The organism is Phocaeicola abscessus CCUG 55929 (assembly GCF_000312445.1).
Lineage (GTDB): Bacteria > Bacteroidota > Bacteroidia > Bacteroidales > Bacteroidaceae > Phocaeicola > Phocaeicola abscessus.
The window spans coordinates 242,183-257,383 of the sequence record NZ_HE997185.1; the positions used below are offsets into that span (position 1 = coordinate 242,183).

11 protein-coding genes are annotated in these 15,201 nt (G+C 49.1%); 10 read left to right on the top strand and 1 reads right to left on the bottom strand.

Features of this window, described 5'->3' with window-relative positions; genetic code table 11:
• Positions 1–73: 73 nt before the first annotated feature.
• A complete protein-coding gene (locus BN102_RS09035; protein ID WP_021311287.1) occupies positions 74–283 on the bottom strand; it encodes a hypothetical protein in 210 nt (69 codons plus the stop codon).
• A gap of 160 nt (positions 284–443) precedes the next feature.
• Here BN102_RS09035 and BN102_RS09040 point away from each other — a divergent pair, with 160 nt between their 5' ends.
• The 10 genes from BN102_RS09040 to BN102_RS09085 all read left to right on the top strand — a co-directional run bounded on the left by BN102_RS09040 (position 444) and on the right by BN102_RS09085 (position 14,795).
• Positions 444–3,614 (top strand): UvrD-helicase domain-containing protein, encoded by a 3,171-nt coding sequence (locus tag BN102_RS09040; RefSeq protein WP_019208819.1) that lies wholly within the window; start codon positions 444–446, stop codon positions 3,612–3,614.
• Between the two features lie 6 nt (positions 3,615–3,620).
• Entirely contained in the window at positions 3,621–6,524 is a 2,904-nt protein-coding gene (locus BN102_RS09045) for a PD-(D/E)XK nuclease family protein (protein WP_019208820.1), read from the top strand.
• Between the two features lie 19 nt (positions 6,525–6,543).
• A complete protein-coding gene (locus BN102_RS09050; protein ID WP_019208821.1) occupies positions 6,544–7,728 on the top strand; it encodes a dicarboxylate/amino acid:cation symporter in 1,185 nt (394 codons plus the stop codon).
• A gap of 282 nt (positions 7,729–8,010) precedes the next feature.
• On the top strand, positions 8,011–10,002 hold the full coding sequence (locus BN102_RS09055; RefSeq protein WP_036787924.1) for a retaining alpha-galactosidase: 1,992 nt from the start codon (positions 8,011–8,013) through the stop codon (positions 10,000–10,002).
• Positions 10,003–10,301: 299 nt separating this feature from the next.
• Entirely contained in the window at positions 10,302–11,294 is a 993-nt protein-coding gene (locus tag BN102_RS09060) for a Gfo/Idh/MocA family protein (protein ID WP_019208823.1), read from the top strand.
• A 51-nt stretch (positions 11,295–11,345) separates the two neighbouring features.
• The gene (gene hisH / locus BN102_RS09065) at positions 11,346–11,933 is read left to right on the top strand and encodes an imidazole glycerol phosphate synthase subunit HisH (protein WP_019208824.1); all 588 of its coding nucleotides are present in this window, start codon (positions 11,346–11,348) and stop codon (positions 11,931–11,933) included.
• A 12-nt stretch (positions 11,934–11,945) separates the two neighbouring features.
• Complete coding sequence (gene hisA / locus BN102_RS09070; RefSeq protein WP_035455860.1) at positions 11,946–12,677, top strand: 1-(5-phosphoribosyl)-5-[(5-phosphoribosylamino)methylideneamino]imidazole-4-carboxamide isomerase; 732 nt, start codon at positions 11,946–11,948, stop codon at positions 12,675–12,677.
• On the top strand, positions 12,671–13,429 hold the full coding sequence (hisF, locus tag BN102_RS09075) for an imidazole glycerol phosphate synthase subunit HisF (protein WP_019208826.1): 759 nt from the start codon (positions 12,671–12,673) through the stop codon (positions 13,427–13,429). The genes hisA and hisF overlap by 7 nt, the downstream gene beginning before the upstream one ends.
• 18 nt (positions 13,430–13,447) lie before the next feature.
• The gene (gene hisIE, locus BN102_RS09080) at positions 13,448–14,059 is read left to right on the top strand and encodes a bifunctional phosphoribosyl-AMP cyclohydrolase/phosphoribosyl-ATP diphosphatase HisIE (RefSeq protein WP_035455857.1); all 612 of its coding nucleotides are present in this window, start codon (positions 13,448–13,450) and stop codon (positions 14,057–14,059) included.
• 4 nt (positions 14,060–14,063) lie between these two features.
• Positions 14,064–14,795 (top strand): cell division ATP-binding protein FtsE, encoded by a 732-nt coding sequence (locus tag BN102_RS09085; RefSeq protein WP_019208828.1) that lies wholly within the window; start codon positions 14,064–14,066, stop codon positions 14,793–14,795.
• The last annotated feature ends 406 nt before the right edge of the window (positions 14,796–15,201 follow it).

The window sequence follows — 15,201 nt, forward strand, 5'->3', positions numbered from 1 at the left end:
ANATTTTTATAAGCATGGAACGGATGGATTGCAGCCGCGAAAATCGGGCTTCCTGCCGACGGCGCGCACTTCTCTATGCGTTGGGAATGGGCCGAGACCAGATTACCTCTCGGGTCTGTTTCACAATAACCGAAATCGTTCCGCCCAAAAACTGCTCTACCAATCCCTTACGCCCGGTCAGCATATCGATAGCCATTCGAATGGCCTTCTCCTTATCTTTTATATTAAATCCCTTTTCCACCACCTCCCGCGAATCCTTGAACAGAATGTCGTACGTTTCCATTATCTCTTTTTCTTTATTCGTTAGTTCCCAAATTAACGATTGCAAAGATAGCATATCTTCCACACAAACAAATCCGTCAGTCAATCTTTTACCGATAATTTTCTATGGGATTTGAAATTTAGGTCGTATCTTTACCCGAAAAGTAACAAACAGATGGAGCATGGGAGCTAATTTACTTGTGTACAAGGCGTCGGCAGGTTCGGGAAAAACCTTCACGCTGGCTGTCGAATACATGAAATTATTAATCTTCAAACCGAAGGCCTATCGCGAAATATTGGCCGTAACCTTCACCAATAAAGCCACCGCGGAAATGAAAGAACGTATCCTCAGCCAACTCTACGGCATCGCCGTGGCCGACAAAGAATCGGAGGCCTACCTCCATCAGCTTCTGAAAGAAACGAATCTGCCCGCCAGCACCGTTCGCGCCCACGCAGCAAAGGCACTGCAATACCTTATCCACGATTATGATCACTTCCGTATCGAAACCATCGACTCGTTCTTCCAATCGATCGTCAGGCATCTTGCAAGAGAATTAAATCTCGGTGCCAATCTCACTATCGAACTGGATCAGACAAAACCTCTCAGCGATGCGGTCGACGAACTTATCAACAAACTCGATGAGGACAAAAAGATGTTGGGATGGATCCGCGACTATATCCTGGAACGTATCGACGACGACAAACGCTGGAACGTATCGGACGAGATCAAAGCCTTCGGCACGAACATATTCGACGAGGTATACATCGAAAAAGGAGAAACGCTCCGGACCGAAATAGAGAACCGTACCGACTATCTCCGACATTACAAGCAAACACTTGGCGAGCTCAAGGACACGGCCCGACGGGAATTGACCGACCTGGCCGACGAATTCTTCAATATCCTCGACATACATCGTCTGACGCCGGATGATTTCTCCGGAAAACATCGAGGCATTTGCAGTTATTTCAATAAGCTGAAAGCGTCGGATTTCAGTAAAGAGCTGCGAAACACGACGGTCGAAAATCATTTGGCAGATCCGAAGAAGTGGGCGACAAAGGCATCCGGACGCTATGATGAAATCGTACACCTGGCCTCGACCACGCTCCTGCCTCTGTTGGAAAAAGCCGAACAGGCGCGCCCGAACGACGTAAGGATCATCAACTCGTGCACGTTATCGTTGAAGTATGTGAACTGTCTGCAGCTGCTTTCCTCGATCGACGAAGCGGTCCATGAGGAAAACAAGCGTAAAAACCGTTTCCTCCTCTCCGACACCAATGCCTTGTTACGCAGATTCGTTGCGAACGAAGACTCTCCCTTCATTTTCGAAAAGTTGGGAGTCAACTTGAAGCATATCATGATCGACGAGTTTCAGGATACTTCCCGTATGCAATGGAACAATTTCAAATTCCTTCTCCTCAACGGTTTGGCCGAAGGCGCCGAAAGCTTCATCGTGGGCGATGCGAAACAGTCCATCTATCGCTGGCGGAACGGCGATTGGCGAATATTAAACGGACTCAAGGACCGATTAGACTCTTTCCCCATCGCGGAACGGGCGCTAACCGTGAACCGTCGGAGCGCAGGCAACATTATCAAATTCAACAACCGGTTCTTTCAAACGGTTTTAGACTTGGTCAACAAGGACGATCCCATCCTAAAAGAAGCATACAGAGACGTCAGACAAGAACGATTCAAGTATCCCGAAGAAGGTTTCGTCCGGATCACCCTGTCGGATAACGAAGATTACGAGGCGAAAACCTGCAAAGCACTGACCGATACGGTAGAAGAGTTGAAAGCGAAAGGCATCGGATTGAAAGAGATGGCGATCTTGGTCAGAAAGAAAAAATACATTCCCCTCATAGCCGACTATTTCGATAAGCATACCCCTTATAAGATCGTATCGGACGAGGCTTTCCAGCTCGATTCTTCCTCGACCGTCCAAATGCTGATCTGCGCTCTGCGTGTGCTCTCTCAGCCGGAAGATAAAATATCAAAAGTCCAATTGGCCATCGATTATCAAAAAGAGGTATTGCACAATACCATCGGCATGAGCCGCCTGTTGTCGGATAAACTCGAGCCTTATCTGCCGGAAGCTTTCCTTGCGCAAGCGGATAACTTGCGATCGATGCCGTTGTACGAGCTGTTCGAAAAACTATTCAAGCTCTTCGATATGAAAGAGATAAAGCGACAAGACGCTTACCTCTGCGCCTTTTATGACCATGTCGTGCAATACGTTCAGGAAAATTCGTCCGAACTGTCGGGATTTCTCCAATACTGGGAAGAAGAATTACATACAAAGACAATCCCTTCGGGCGAAGTGGAAGGAATTCGGATTTTATCCGTTCACAGCTCGAAAGGATTAGAGTTTCAGACGGTTTTATTGCCTTTCTGCGACTGGAACAAAGAAACCGATGTGAAAAACGGAAATATCGTTTGGGTGGAACCAACCGAAAAGCCGTATAACGAATTGAGTATCCTGCCCGTGGAATATTCGTCCAGAATGAAAGAATCTATTTACCAAAAAGATTATATGGAAGAACAGCGACAATTATGGGTGGACAACCTCAACCTGCTGTACGTCGCCTTTACCAGAGCGAAAAACAATCTCTTCATCTACGCAGGAACGGGACGAAAACAGACGGTATCGCAATGGATCGAAGATGCGATACACCTCATGGTAACCGATCAGGACAACCCTATAAACATCCGTTCGGAAAACTCTCCCCTCATCTATGAATGGGGAAGCATCATGCCTCCTCCTCCCAAGAAAAAACTGACGACAACCAATAAATTACTGATAGAACCGAAAGCCGAAACGATCCGTCTGCAATCGTACGACAGCCCTATCGAATTCAGGCAATCCAATCAATCCGCCGAGTTCATACGCGGAGAAAAATCGACGACGGAAGCCTATGTGACGGAAGGACGACTGATGCACCAGGTCTTCTCTTCCATCCGTACGAAGGACGATATCGACCAGGCGATCGACCGGCTACGCTTCGAAGGCGTCATCGAATCCGACGCCCAAGAAAAGAGAGTGCGGAGATTGACGGAATATGCATTGGGAAATCCAAAGGTGCAGGATTGGTATTCCGGCCGATGGACTCTTTACAACGAATGCGCCATCCTGTATCATGCGAACGGCGAAATGCAAACCCGGCGACCCGACCGGGTGATGATAAAAGGAGACGAGGTGGTCATTGTCGACTTCAAATTCGGACGCCGAAAAGAAGAGTATCACCTTCAAGTCGACGAATACAGGTCGCTCCTCAAACAAATGGGGTACTCGCGCATCAAAGGATATCTCTGGTATATCTATGACAATCGCATAGAAGAAGTGAAACAAACGGCATAGGCGATGATGGAAAGCTTTTTAAAACAAGTTGCAACCGATTTGTATAAACGAACAAAAGGAGATTTAGTCCGCACGGCGGTCATCTTTCCGAATAAACGTGCCGGGCTGTTCTTCAACGAATACCTTTCGCTGCAATCGGACAGGCCGATATGGTCGCCCGCCTATCTAAGCATCAGCGAGCTGTTCCAAAGCATGATCCATCTCAAATTATGCGACAGGATACAGCTGGTATGTCAGTTGTATCGGGTATACGTGGCAACAACCCGAAGCACGGAATCGTTAGACGATTTTTACCATTGGGGAGAATTGCTGATCAACGACTTTGACGATGTCGACAAAAACATGGTCGATGCCCGACGGTTGTTCTCGAATATGGAAGACTTGGCCCAGATTACCGCCGACATCTCGTACCTGAACGAAGAGCAAGTCAGCGCTATTCGTAAATTCTTTAAGAACTTCTCGTTGGAGAAAGAAACCGAACTGAAAAAAAAGTTCAAATCGATATGGAATTCCTTAGGAGATATTTATGCGGGGTTTCGTTCGACACTGGAAAAACAAGGTCTGGCTTATGAAGGGATGCTCCATAGAGCAGTCATCCGGCACATGGAAAACATCGACCTCCCCTATGAACAATACGCCTTTATCGGCTTCAACGTCTTGAACAAGGTGGAACATCAATTGTTCAAGACGTTGAAGGAAAAAGGCAAAGCCTTATTCTATTGGGACTACGACGTCTATTATGTGCCCGAGAATCCGAAAGAAAACAGGAACGTTCATGAAGCGGGAACGTTCATGCGACGCAACTTGATCGATTTCCCCCACCCGGAAGAATTCCGAACGACATGCTTCGACAACCTCTCCCAAAAAAAGGATATAACCTATATCGCTTCGCCGACAGAGAACGCGCAAACTCGCTTCCTGTCGGACTGGTTGAACAGCAACATCACCCAAAAAGAAAAGGAAACCGCCGTGATACTCTGCAACGAAGCCTTGCTGCAGCCCGTGCTGCATGCTTTACCTGAATCCGTAAAGCATATCAACATCACGATGGGCTTCCCTTTGTCGCAAACCCCCGTCTTCAGTTTCATGAAGGCACTGATGGAGCTTTACACAACCGGATATGACCGACACGCCGGAAGATATGATTATCAGTCAGTAACCTCCGTTTTAAAACACCCCTATACCCGGCAATTGTCCGGCGAAGCCGAAAAGCTATTTTATAATCTGACAAAGAAAAATCGCTTCTTCCCTCTACCTGCCGAATTAGGCCCCGACCCTTTCCTGCAATCCCTCTTTCATCCGATCGGTTTCGACAACGAGGAGCTTTGTCATCGGCTAAACGAAATCCTGCAACGGGTTACGACCATATATAAGCAAGATTCGCAGGAAGGAACGACGGCCCGAGAGACAGCCTTTGATCAGCTATACCGGGAGTCGCTATTTAAAGTATATACCGTCATCAACCGTTTCCATACGTTGATCGAGAACAAGGAATTGACCGTCAAGCCCGAGACCTTGATCAAACTGATCAACCGGGTACTCTCCACCGTGCATATCCCTTTTCACGGAGAACCTGCCATCGGTTTGCAAATCATGGGAGTACTCGAAACGCGGAACCTGGACTTCAAACATCTCATTCTGCTCTCTGTCAACGAAGGAGAATTGCCGAAAACCGGAGGAGACAGTTCTTTCATTCCCTACCATCTGAGGAAAGCCTTCGGCCTGACGACGATCGAACACCAAATGGCGGTCTATGCCTACTACTTCTACCGGATGTTGCAAAGAGCGGAAAAGATTACGTTATTATACCATACGACAACAGAAGGGATGCACCGCAGCGAATGGAGCCGATTCATGTTTCAGTTCCTCCTGGAAGGGAAACAACCTATCAAACGCCTGTACTTGGAAGCGGCACAATCTCCCCGACAAACCGATGCGATCGACATTCCGAAAGATCGTCACATCAACGAGACTTTACGGAAACGCTTCGACATGCATCGCAATAAAGAAGCGTTCCTATCCCCGACCGCTTTGAATGCCTACATCGAATGCAAATTGAAATTCTATCTCAGGTATGTCGCAGACCTGAAAGCGCCCGACGAAGCGAATGCAGATATCGACAGTCCGACCTTCGGAAACATCTTCCATAAAACAGCCGAGAACATTTATAACGACCTGAAAGAGAGGGCCGATCTGATTACTCGCGCCCGGTTGGAATCGTTGTTGAAAGACGATATCAAACTTCGCAAGTACGTAGACGACGCTTTCAAGAAAGAATTCTTCAAGATCGGCCCGAATGAAAAGGCAACGTATAACGGCCTGCAACTCATCAATTACGAAGTAATCTTGGCCTATATCAAACAATTGCTGAAAATAGATGCCCGGTATGCACCCTTTACGTATATCGGCGCGGAACAACGGGTAAGCGGCATCTACGAGGTCGATGTGCAGGAAACCGAAGAGCGGATAAAAATCCGTATCGGAGGCATTATCGACCGAATGGACAGTAAGGCAGGCATTCTTCGGATCGTAGATTATAAAACCGGTCGGCACGACAGTACCGCTCCCGACATGGAAACCGTCTTTAAAGATTCGCGAAAGAAGGGGATGAATTATATCTTTCAACTCTTGTTATACGCGGATATCATTTCGAGCCAAAAGAACCTGCCGATCAAACCTTCGCTGCTCTATATCCAAAAGGCTTCGAACGAAACGTATTCTCCGGACATTTATATCGGAACGTATAAAGAAAAGAAAGCGGTGGACGATTATGCCGATTATAAAGATACCTTCAGGAAATTATTGGAGAAGCTATTGAAGGAGCTGTTCGGTCCCGAAGGAAATTTTACCCAAACGACGAATTCGGATCATTGCAAATATTGCAGCTTCAAGGCCTTGTGTAAAAGATAACGACAGATTGATATACGATATGAAAAAAATAAAAGTAGGATTGCTCTTGCGCATCATCATTGCAATCGTTTTAGGTATCATGTTCGGCAACTTGTTGCCAGAAGTGTTTGTTCGCATTTTTGTCACATTCAATACGTTATTCAGCGAATTCCTCGAATTTATCATCCCGCTGATCATCGTGGGGCTGGTAACGCCTGCGATCGCCGATATCGGAAAGGGGGCGGGCAAGATGTTGGCGGTTACGGCGTTGATCGCTTATACGGCGACGGTCTTGTCGGGGCTCTTCTCCTTCGGCGTGGGAGATGCGTTTTTCCCTTCCATGATCATTCCCGGCATATCTTTGGAGCAGATCAGCGAGGCTCGCCATGTCACTCCCTTCTTCGATGTGAAAATACCGGCGGTCTTACCGGTGATGACCTCGTTGGTGTTGGCATTCACCGTAGGATTAGGCGTCGCCCATTTGAAATCGGATGCTTTGAAAAACGTATGCTACGATTTTCGGAACATCATTATCATGACTATCCAGGTGGTCATCCTTCCCTTACTTCCCATTTACATTTTCGGCATATTCCTGAATATGACTCACATAGGACAAGTGTATCACGTGCTTACGGTATTCTTGAAGATCATCGGAGTCATCTTTCTGATGCACATCTTTTTGTTGTTCTTCCAATATTTCATTTCGGCCTTATTTGTAAAGCGTAATCCTTTTAAACTGTTAAGCAGAATGCTACCCGCTTATTTCACTGCTTTAGGAACGCAATCGTCAGCCGCCACAATTCCTGTCACGTTGGCCCAAGCCACCAAAAACGGAGTCTCCGAAGAAATTGCCGGATTCGTTATTCCGCTATGCGCCACGATTCATCTGTCCGGCAGCATGTTAAAGATCACAGCTTGTGCCTTAGCATTGATGCTGATGCAAGGGATGCCGTATACGACCGGCATGTTCATCGGCTTCATCTTCATGTTAGCCGTTACGATGGTAGCGGCGCCCGGCGTTCCGGGCGGAGCGATTATGGCGGCATTGGGCGTACTCCAGTCGATGTTAGGTTTCGGCGAAAGCGAACAGGCATTGATGATCGCTCTATACATCGCCATGGATAGTTTCGGGACGGCATGCAACGTGACCGGCGACGGCGCCATCGCATTGATCGTGGACAAACTCTTCGATAAGAAACGACAGCAAGTACAAAATAAGGGCTGAAGGCGTTTATCAGGAAGAACGAACAACTCCTCCGACTACATCCTGCACGGATACGTCCGAAGCGCCAAATTTTAGATTGCCCAACGTTAACGAACAGGTTGCACCACGTAGATCGACCGATCTTTCAAACATCGAACTCGGAAGTTTTACAAAATGAACTGAACAAACGACAGGCAACGCGGATAAAAATTGTGCGACAATAAAAAATTCCCAAGAACTGGAAAGATTGACAAAAAAAGTCTTACTTTTGTGAAAAATAAAACTCCATTAAATGCGATGAATATGAAAAAGATTTCAGGGATGGTGCTGCTTTCGGTCATGGCGGTTACCACTGTTTTTGCTCAAAAACAATATCAACTGACTTCGCCGGACGGTCGGTTGGTTGCGACCGTTACGGCAGATAAACAATTGACTTATACCATTACATGCGACGGACGCGAAATCCTCGCTCCTTCCCCTATCGGGATCAAGGTCGACAATGGCACTTCCTGGACCGATCAGGTCACAGTAAAGGGCAGCAAGAAAGGCGTGATCGACGAAACCATCGACTCTCCTTTCTATCGTTCTACGACGATGCAAAATAATTGCTATACATTGACCCTGTCTTTAAAAAACAATTGGGCGGTGGAATTCCGCGCCTATAACGACGGCATCGCATACCGAATTACCAGTAATATCAAGAAACCGTTCCATATCATGGAAGAAACGGCCGATTACCGCTTCCCGGCAGATTTTACGGTGACCGCTTCTTACGTCAATGCTGGGAAATCCGGAGATTTCACCTCGCAGTTCGGCAACTCCTTTGAAAATATTTACAACGTCCTCCCTCTCTCTCAACTCGATCACGGAAAGCTATCGTTCCTTCCTTTAGTAGTCGATGCAGGACAAGGAGTCAAACTCTGTCTATCCGAAAGCCATTTGGAAAACTATCCCGGGCTCTATCTGGTAGCTTCCGGCAATAACACGTTGAAAGGCATTCATGCCCCTTATCCGAAAAAAGTTCGGCAAGGCGGCCATAACGAACTCGAAATGCTTGTCGAAAGCGCCGAACAATATATAGCAAAAGTGGAAGGACCGCGCACCTTCCCGTGGCGCATCGCCATGGTCAGCAGAAGCGATAAGGAATTGGCCGACAATAATCTTACTTATATCCTCGGCGCGCCTTCGCGCGTGGAAGATACCTCGTGGATCAAACCGGGAAAAGTGGCCTGGGATTGGTGGAACGATTGGAACCTCGAGGGTGTCGACTTCCGGGCAGGCATCAACAACGAAACCTATAAGTATTACATCGATTTTGCTTCCAAGCACGGAATCGAATACGTCATTCTCGACGAAGGATGGGCGGTCAACAAACAAGCCGACCTCTTCCAGGTTATTCCGGAAATCGACATCAAAGAATTGGTCGACTACGGCAAGACCCGTAACGTGGGTATCGTGCTGTGGGCCGGTTATTGGGCATTCGCCAAAGAGATGGAACAGGTGTGCAAACACTATTCGGAGCTCGGCGTCAAAGGATTCAAAGTAGACTTCATGAACCGCGACGATCAGGTCATGACCGAATTCCTCTACCAAGCGGCAGCACTGGCTGCCAAATACCACCTGGTGATAGATTACCACGGCATCTTCAAACCCGCAGGCATTAACCGGACATATCCCAATGTATTGAATTGCGAAGCCGTTCACGGTCTCGAACAAATGAAATGGCGTCCGAGAGAGTGCGATCAGATTACGTACGATACGCAGATCCCTTATATCCGGCAAGCGGGCGGGCCGATGGATTATACGCAAGGAGCCATGCGGAATACAACTCGCAGGGGTTATTATCCCAATTATAGCGAACCGATGAGCCAAGGTACGCGATGCCATCAGTTAGGACTGTACATCGTACTCGACTCGCCTATCAACATGCTTTGCGACACGCCGACCAACTACAACCGCGAACCGGAATGCACCGATTTTATCACCGCTATCCCGACTACCTGGGACGAAACGCGGAACCTCGACGGTGAAATCGGCAAGTATATCGTGACGGAACGCCGAAAAGGGCAAACGGTCTACATCGGAGGCATCAACAATTGGGATGCGCGCGACATCGTCATCGATACTTCCGTCCTCCCGTCCGGCACCTACAAGGCCGAACTATTCCAAGACGGCGTTAACGCCGACCGTAAAGCGACGGACTATAAGAAAGTTGTCAAAACCGTCGAGGCAGGCGAAAAACTGACCATTCACCTGGCTCCCGGAGGCGGCTTCGCCATCAAATTTGTAAAATAATCCCCGCCACGAGCATAGAGAGAGGCTGAGTTCAGATCGACTCAGCCTCTCTCTATGCCTTCCTCTCTCCATCCTTCCCTCGGCAGATTGCCGGGCTATCAAACATCGACGAAGATATAAATAACCGCAACGATTCCATATTTAACTGCAACGGAGGTATCGGAGATAAACGGCGGAATGACGATAAGCTGCTCAACAGAGAAAAGTTATGAAATATCGAAAAGAAGGTGTCAAAAACGCAGATATTCTCCCAAATAATTACTAATTTTGTAAGCAAACAATCTAAAAAGACGATCCGAATGAAAATAGCTATCATAGGGACGGGGAAAATCGTTCCCACAGCCATATCGGCTATGTCGCAAGTGCCTGAAATCGAGATAACGACCCTATACGGCCGTCCGCACAGCCGGGAAAAGGCGGAAAGCATGGCGCGGCGATACCGTATTCCTCACGTATACACGGACTATACCGAACTGTTAAGCCAACCCGATATCGACTTCGTATACGTCGCCCTGACGAACAGTGCCCACTATCCATACTGCAAAGAAGCATTGTCGGCCAATAAAAACGTGATCGTCGAAAAGCCTTTCTGTTCCTCCTTTCGCGAGGCGAAAGAATTGGTCGAACTGGCGGAGAGAAATCACCTCTTTCTCTTCGAGGCCGTTACGCTACTCCACATGCCGAACATCCGCGCCATCGAGTCCGATCTTCCGAAGTTGGGAAAGATCCGCCTGATCAATTGCAACTATTCCCAACTCTCCAGTCGCTATCATCAATACCTGAAGGGTGAAATCGAGCCGGTCTTCGACCCGAATCTTTCCGGCGGAGCACTGATGGATATCAACGTATACAATGTGAATTTCGTGCTCTATCTGTTGGGGAAACCTCAGTCGATTCGCTACGGAGCCAACCTCGGTCATAATCGAATCGATACCTCGGGGATACTGACTCTCCGTTATCCCGACTGCATGGCGGTTTGTGTCGGAGCCAAAGACAGTGCCAGTCCGGGATACTGTACCGTACAAGGCGAAAAGGGTTGGTTGAAAGTTACGGGAGGACCGAACGAATTCACCGGATATACGCTGTGTGCTGAGGGGAAAACCGAAGAAAAGCGACAAAATTTATACGACAACCGAATGGTGCACGAATTCATGGAATTTGTCCGAATATTCCAGGAAAAAGATAATCGCTCGATGAATAAATTCTTACAGCAGTCATTGACAGTAATGGAAGTGCTGGATGCGGCTCGCCTCGAGGCAGGAGTTCCGATTATGAATTTTTCCCAAGAATAACTATCTTTTTGTCATATAAATCGTAATTTTACAGCACTTTTTAAAATTAACATGCAAGTAGCTATCATCAAATACAATGCAGGCAATGTCTATTCCGTATCTTTCGCATTAAAGCGTTTAGGGGTCGATGCAATGCTGACCGACGACAAAGAAGTGTTGCTCAAAGCCGACAAAATCATATTCCCCGGTGTAGGCGAGGCGGAAACGACGATGCGATACCTGAAACGGAACAGGTTGGATCAACTGATCAAAGACCTGAAACAACCCACGTTAGGGATATGCCTGGGTATGCAGCTGATGTGCAATCGCTCGGAAGAAGGAAATGCCGACTGCCTGAAAATCTTTCCTGTGGACGTACGCAGGTTTCGCCCGACGACGGCAGAAAAAGTGCCACACATGGGATGGAATACGCTTAGCCGAATGAACGGAGACCTCTTCAAAGGGCTGCCGGAGGAGGAGTTCGTATACTTCGTACACAGCTTTTACGTTCCGCTGAACGAGTACACCACCGCTCGAACCACCTATATACTGCCCTTCAGCGCCTCTCTTCGCAAGGACAACTTCTATGCCACGCAGTTTCATCCGGAAAAGAGCGGAAAGGCGGGAGAGCGCATGCTCCGGAATTTTCTGGATTTATAATATTTACGGATGATGATTGAGATTATTCCTGCCATAGATATCATCGAGGGGAAATGCGTGCGCCTCTCCAAGGGCGATTACAATACGAAAAAAGTATACAATGAAAACCCGTTGGAAGTGGCCAAAGCCTTCGAAGCCCACGGCATTCGGAGACTTCACGTAGTCGATCTGGACGGAGCGGCCTCGCACCATGTCGTCAATTACCGGATTCTCGACCGGTTGGCCGGGCATACGTCGCTCGTCATCGATTTCGGCGGCGGCATCAAGACGGACGAAGACATCCGGATCGCCTTCGAAAGCGGAGCCCGGATGGTGACGATAGGAAGCGTCGCCGTCAAGCAACCCGCGCTCTTCAAACGTTGGCTCGTGCGATACGGTACGGAGAAACTGATCCTCGGCGCAGACGTAAAAAACGGTCAAATAGCCTATAACGGATGGAAAGAAGAAAGCGCAAACGAGCTGATGCCGTTCCTGAACGATCATTGCGCGGAAGGCGTGAAGAACGTCCTCTGTACGGATATCGACAGAGACGGCATGTTGCAAGGGCCGGCCGTGGACTTGTACAGAGGGATCAGGCAGGAGTTTCCCCGCATGCACCTGATCGCCAGCGGCGGAGTAAGCTGTGTCGACGACATTCGTGCCTTAGACGAAGCGGCCATTCCGGCCGTCGTCTTCGGGAAGTCCCTCTACGAAGGCAAAATAAAAATGAAAGATTTAAAACCGTTCATCGACCGATCATGTTAGCAAAAAGAATCATACCGTGTTTGGATATCAAAGACGGGCAAACCGTCAAAGGAACCTGTTTCGTAAATCTGCGCAGCGCCGGCGACCCCGTCGAATTAGGGAAAACGTACAGCGAACAGGGTGCCGACGAATTGATCTACTTGGACATCACTGCCAGCCATGAAGGGAGAAAAACATTCACCGAACTGGTCGAACGAGTGGCCGCCCGCATCAACATCCCCTTCACCGTAGGTGGAGGCATCCGCGAACTGAGCGATGTGGAACGATTGCTGAACGCCGGCGCAGACAAGGTATCAATCAACTCGTCGGCCATACAAAATCCGCAATTGATCGACGAGATCGCCAACCATTTCGGCGCCCAGGTGTGCGTCGTAGCCATCGATGCCAAGCAGACGGGGCAGGGCGAATGGAAATGTTTCCTCCACGGCGGCCGCGTCGAAACCGACAGAGACCTGTTCGGTTGGGCGAAAGAAGCGAACGAACGGGGTGCCGGAGAAATTCTGTTTACCAGCATGGATCACGACGGCGTGAAAAACGGATTTGCCAACGAAGCGCTGGCTCGACTCGCCGCCGCGCTTTCGATCCCCGTCATCGCATCCGGCGGAGCCGGCAAACCGGAACACTTCGAGGAAGCATTCGCCGCGGGGAAAGCGGATGCGGCGTTGGCCGCCAGCGTTTTTCATTTCGGAGAGATACGGATTCCCGAATTAAAACAGTATCTTTGCAGTCGGGGAATAAATGTGAGACTATAATTATGCGAAATGGATAAGATAACATTAAATTTCGACAAGATGGACGGCCTCGTGCCGGCCATCATACAAGATATCGACACCCAAAAAGTACTGATGTTGGGCTTCATGAACGAAGAAGCCTACGAAAGGACGCGGACGACAGGCCGGGTGACCTTTTACAGCCGGACGCGCAAAACCCTATGGACCAAAGGAGAAACCAGCGGAAACTTCCTGCATGTGGTCAGCATGAAAGCCGACTGCGACCGCGATACGCTGTTGATAGAAGTCCGCCCCGACGGACCGGTTTGTCATACCGGCGCAGCTACCTGCTGGAACGAAAAAAACGAGCAGGACGTACTCTTTCTCAAAGCATTGCAAGACCTCGTCGACGAACGCCGTAAAGCCATGCCCGAGGAATCGTACACGACCAGCCTGTTTCGTTCCGGCATAAACAAAATAGCGCAGAAAGTCGGCGAAGAGGCCGTCGAAACCGTCGTCGAAGCCTGCAACGGCACCGACGAAAGGCTCGTTTACGAAGGGGCAGACCTGCTCTATCACCTCGTCGTCCTGCTCGCGTCCAAAGGGCTCCGCATAGAAGATCTGGCTCGGGAACTCAAAGAACGTCACAAACCGAATTGGAAAAAACACTGACAGTATGAATGAAAACGACGTCCTGATCCGTTACAAAGAGGTATGCATCGACCAGCAAGAATTTTGCGTACTGGAACATATCAACCTCGAACTCAAAAAAGGCGAGTTCGTCTATCTCATCGGAAAGGTGGGCTCCGGAAAAACCTCCCTGCTGAAAACCTTCTACGGCGAACTCGGAATCGTCGACGGCGAAGCGAGGGTGTTGGGATACGACATGAAGAATATCCGCCGGAAAAAAATCCCCGCCTTGCGACGGAAACTGGGCATCGTATTCCAAGACTTTCAACTCCTGACCGATCGCACGGTGCGCGATAACCTGAAATTCGTCCTCAAAGCGACCGGCTGGAAAGAAAAAGCCCTTATCGACGAGCGGATCGAAGAAGTGCTAAAACAAGTCGAGATGGAAGGCAAAGGCTATAAGATGCCCAGCCAACTCTCGGGGGGCGAACAGCAACGAATCGTGATCGCACGGGCTATCCTGAACAAACCAGATATCATCCTGGCCGACGAACCGACCGGCAACTTGGACGCAGAAACGAGCAGCAGGATCGTGGAATTGCTGCAATCAATCTGCGAACAAGGATCGGCCATCGTCATGAGTACCCATAACCTGCATTTGGTACGCCGGTATCCGGGAACCGTTTATCGCTGCCAAGAACATCGCATCCAAGACGCGACCGACGAGTTCTTCCCTTCCACCGATACGTCCTGCAACGTGTCCGGATACGTCCCATAACGTAGCCGGATACGTCCCACAACGTGGCCGGATACGTTCCGGACCCCGCCGGCGAGGTTGTTTATCCCGTCGGACAGGTTGTATAACCTATCCGGATACGTTCCGAACCCCGTCGGCGAGGTTGTTTATCCCGTCGGACAGGTTGTATAACCTATCCGGATACGTCCCGAACGTCAAATTTGAGGTTGCCCAACGTATCCGGTGAGGTCCGGAACGTCGACGACGGGTTATCCCACGTATCCGACGGGATCCGGAACGTCAACGGACAGGTTCCCCAACGTATCCGACGGGATCCGGAACGTCGACGGACAGGTTCCCCAACGTATCCGGTGAGGTCCGGAACGTCGACGACGGGTTATCCCACGTATCCGACGGGATCCGGAACGTCAACGGACAGGTTCCCCAA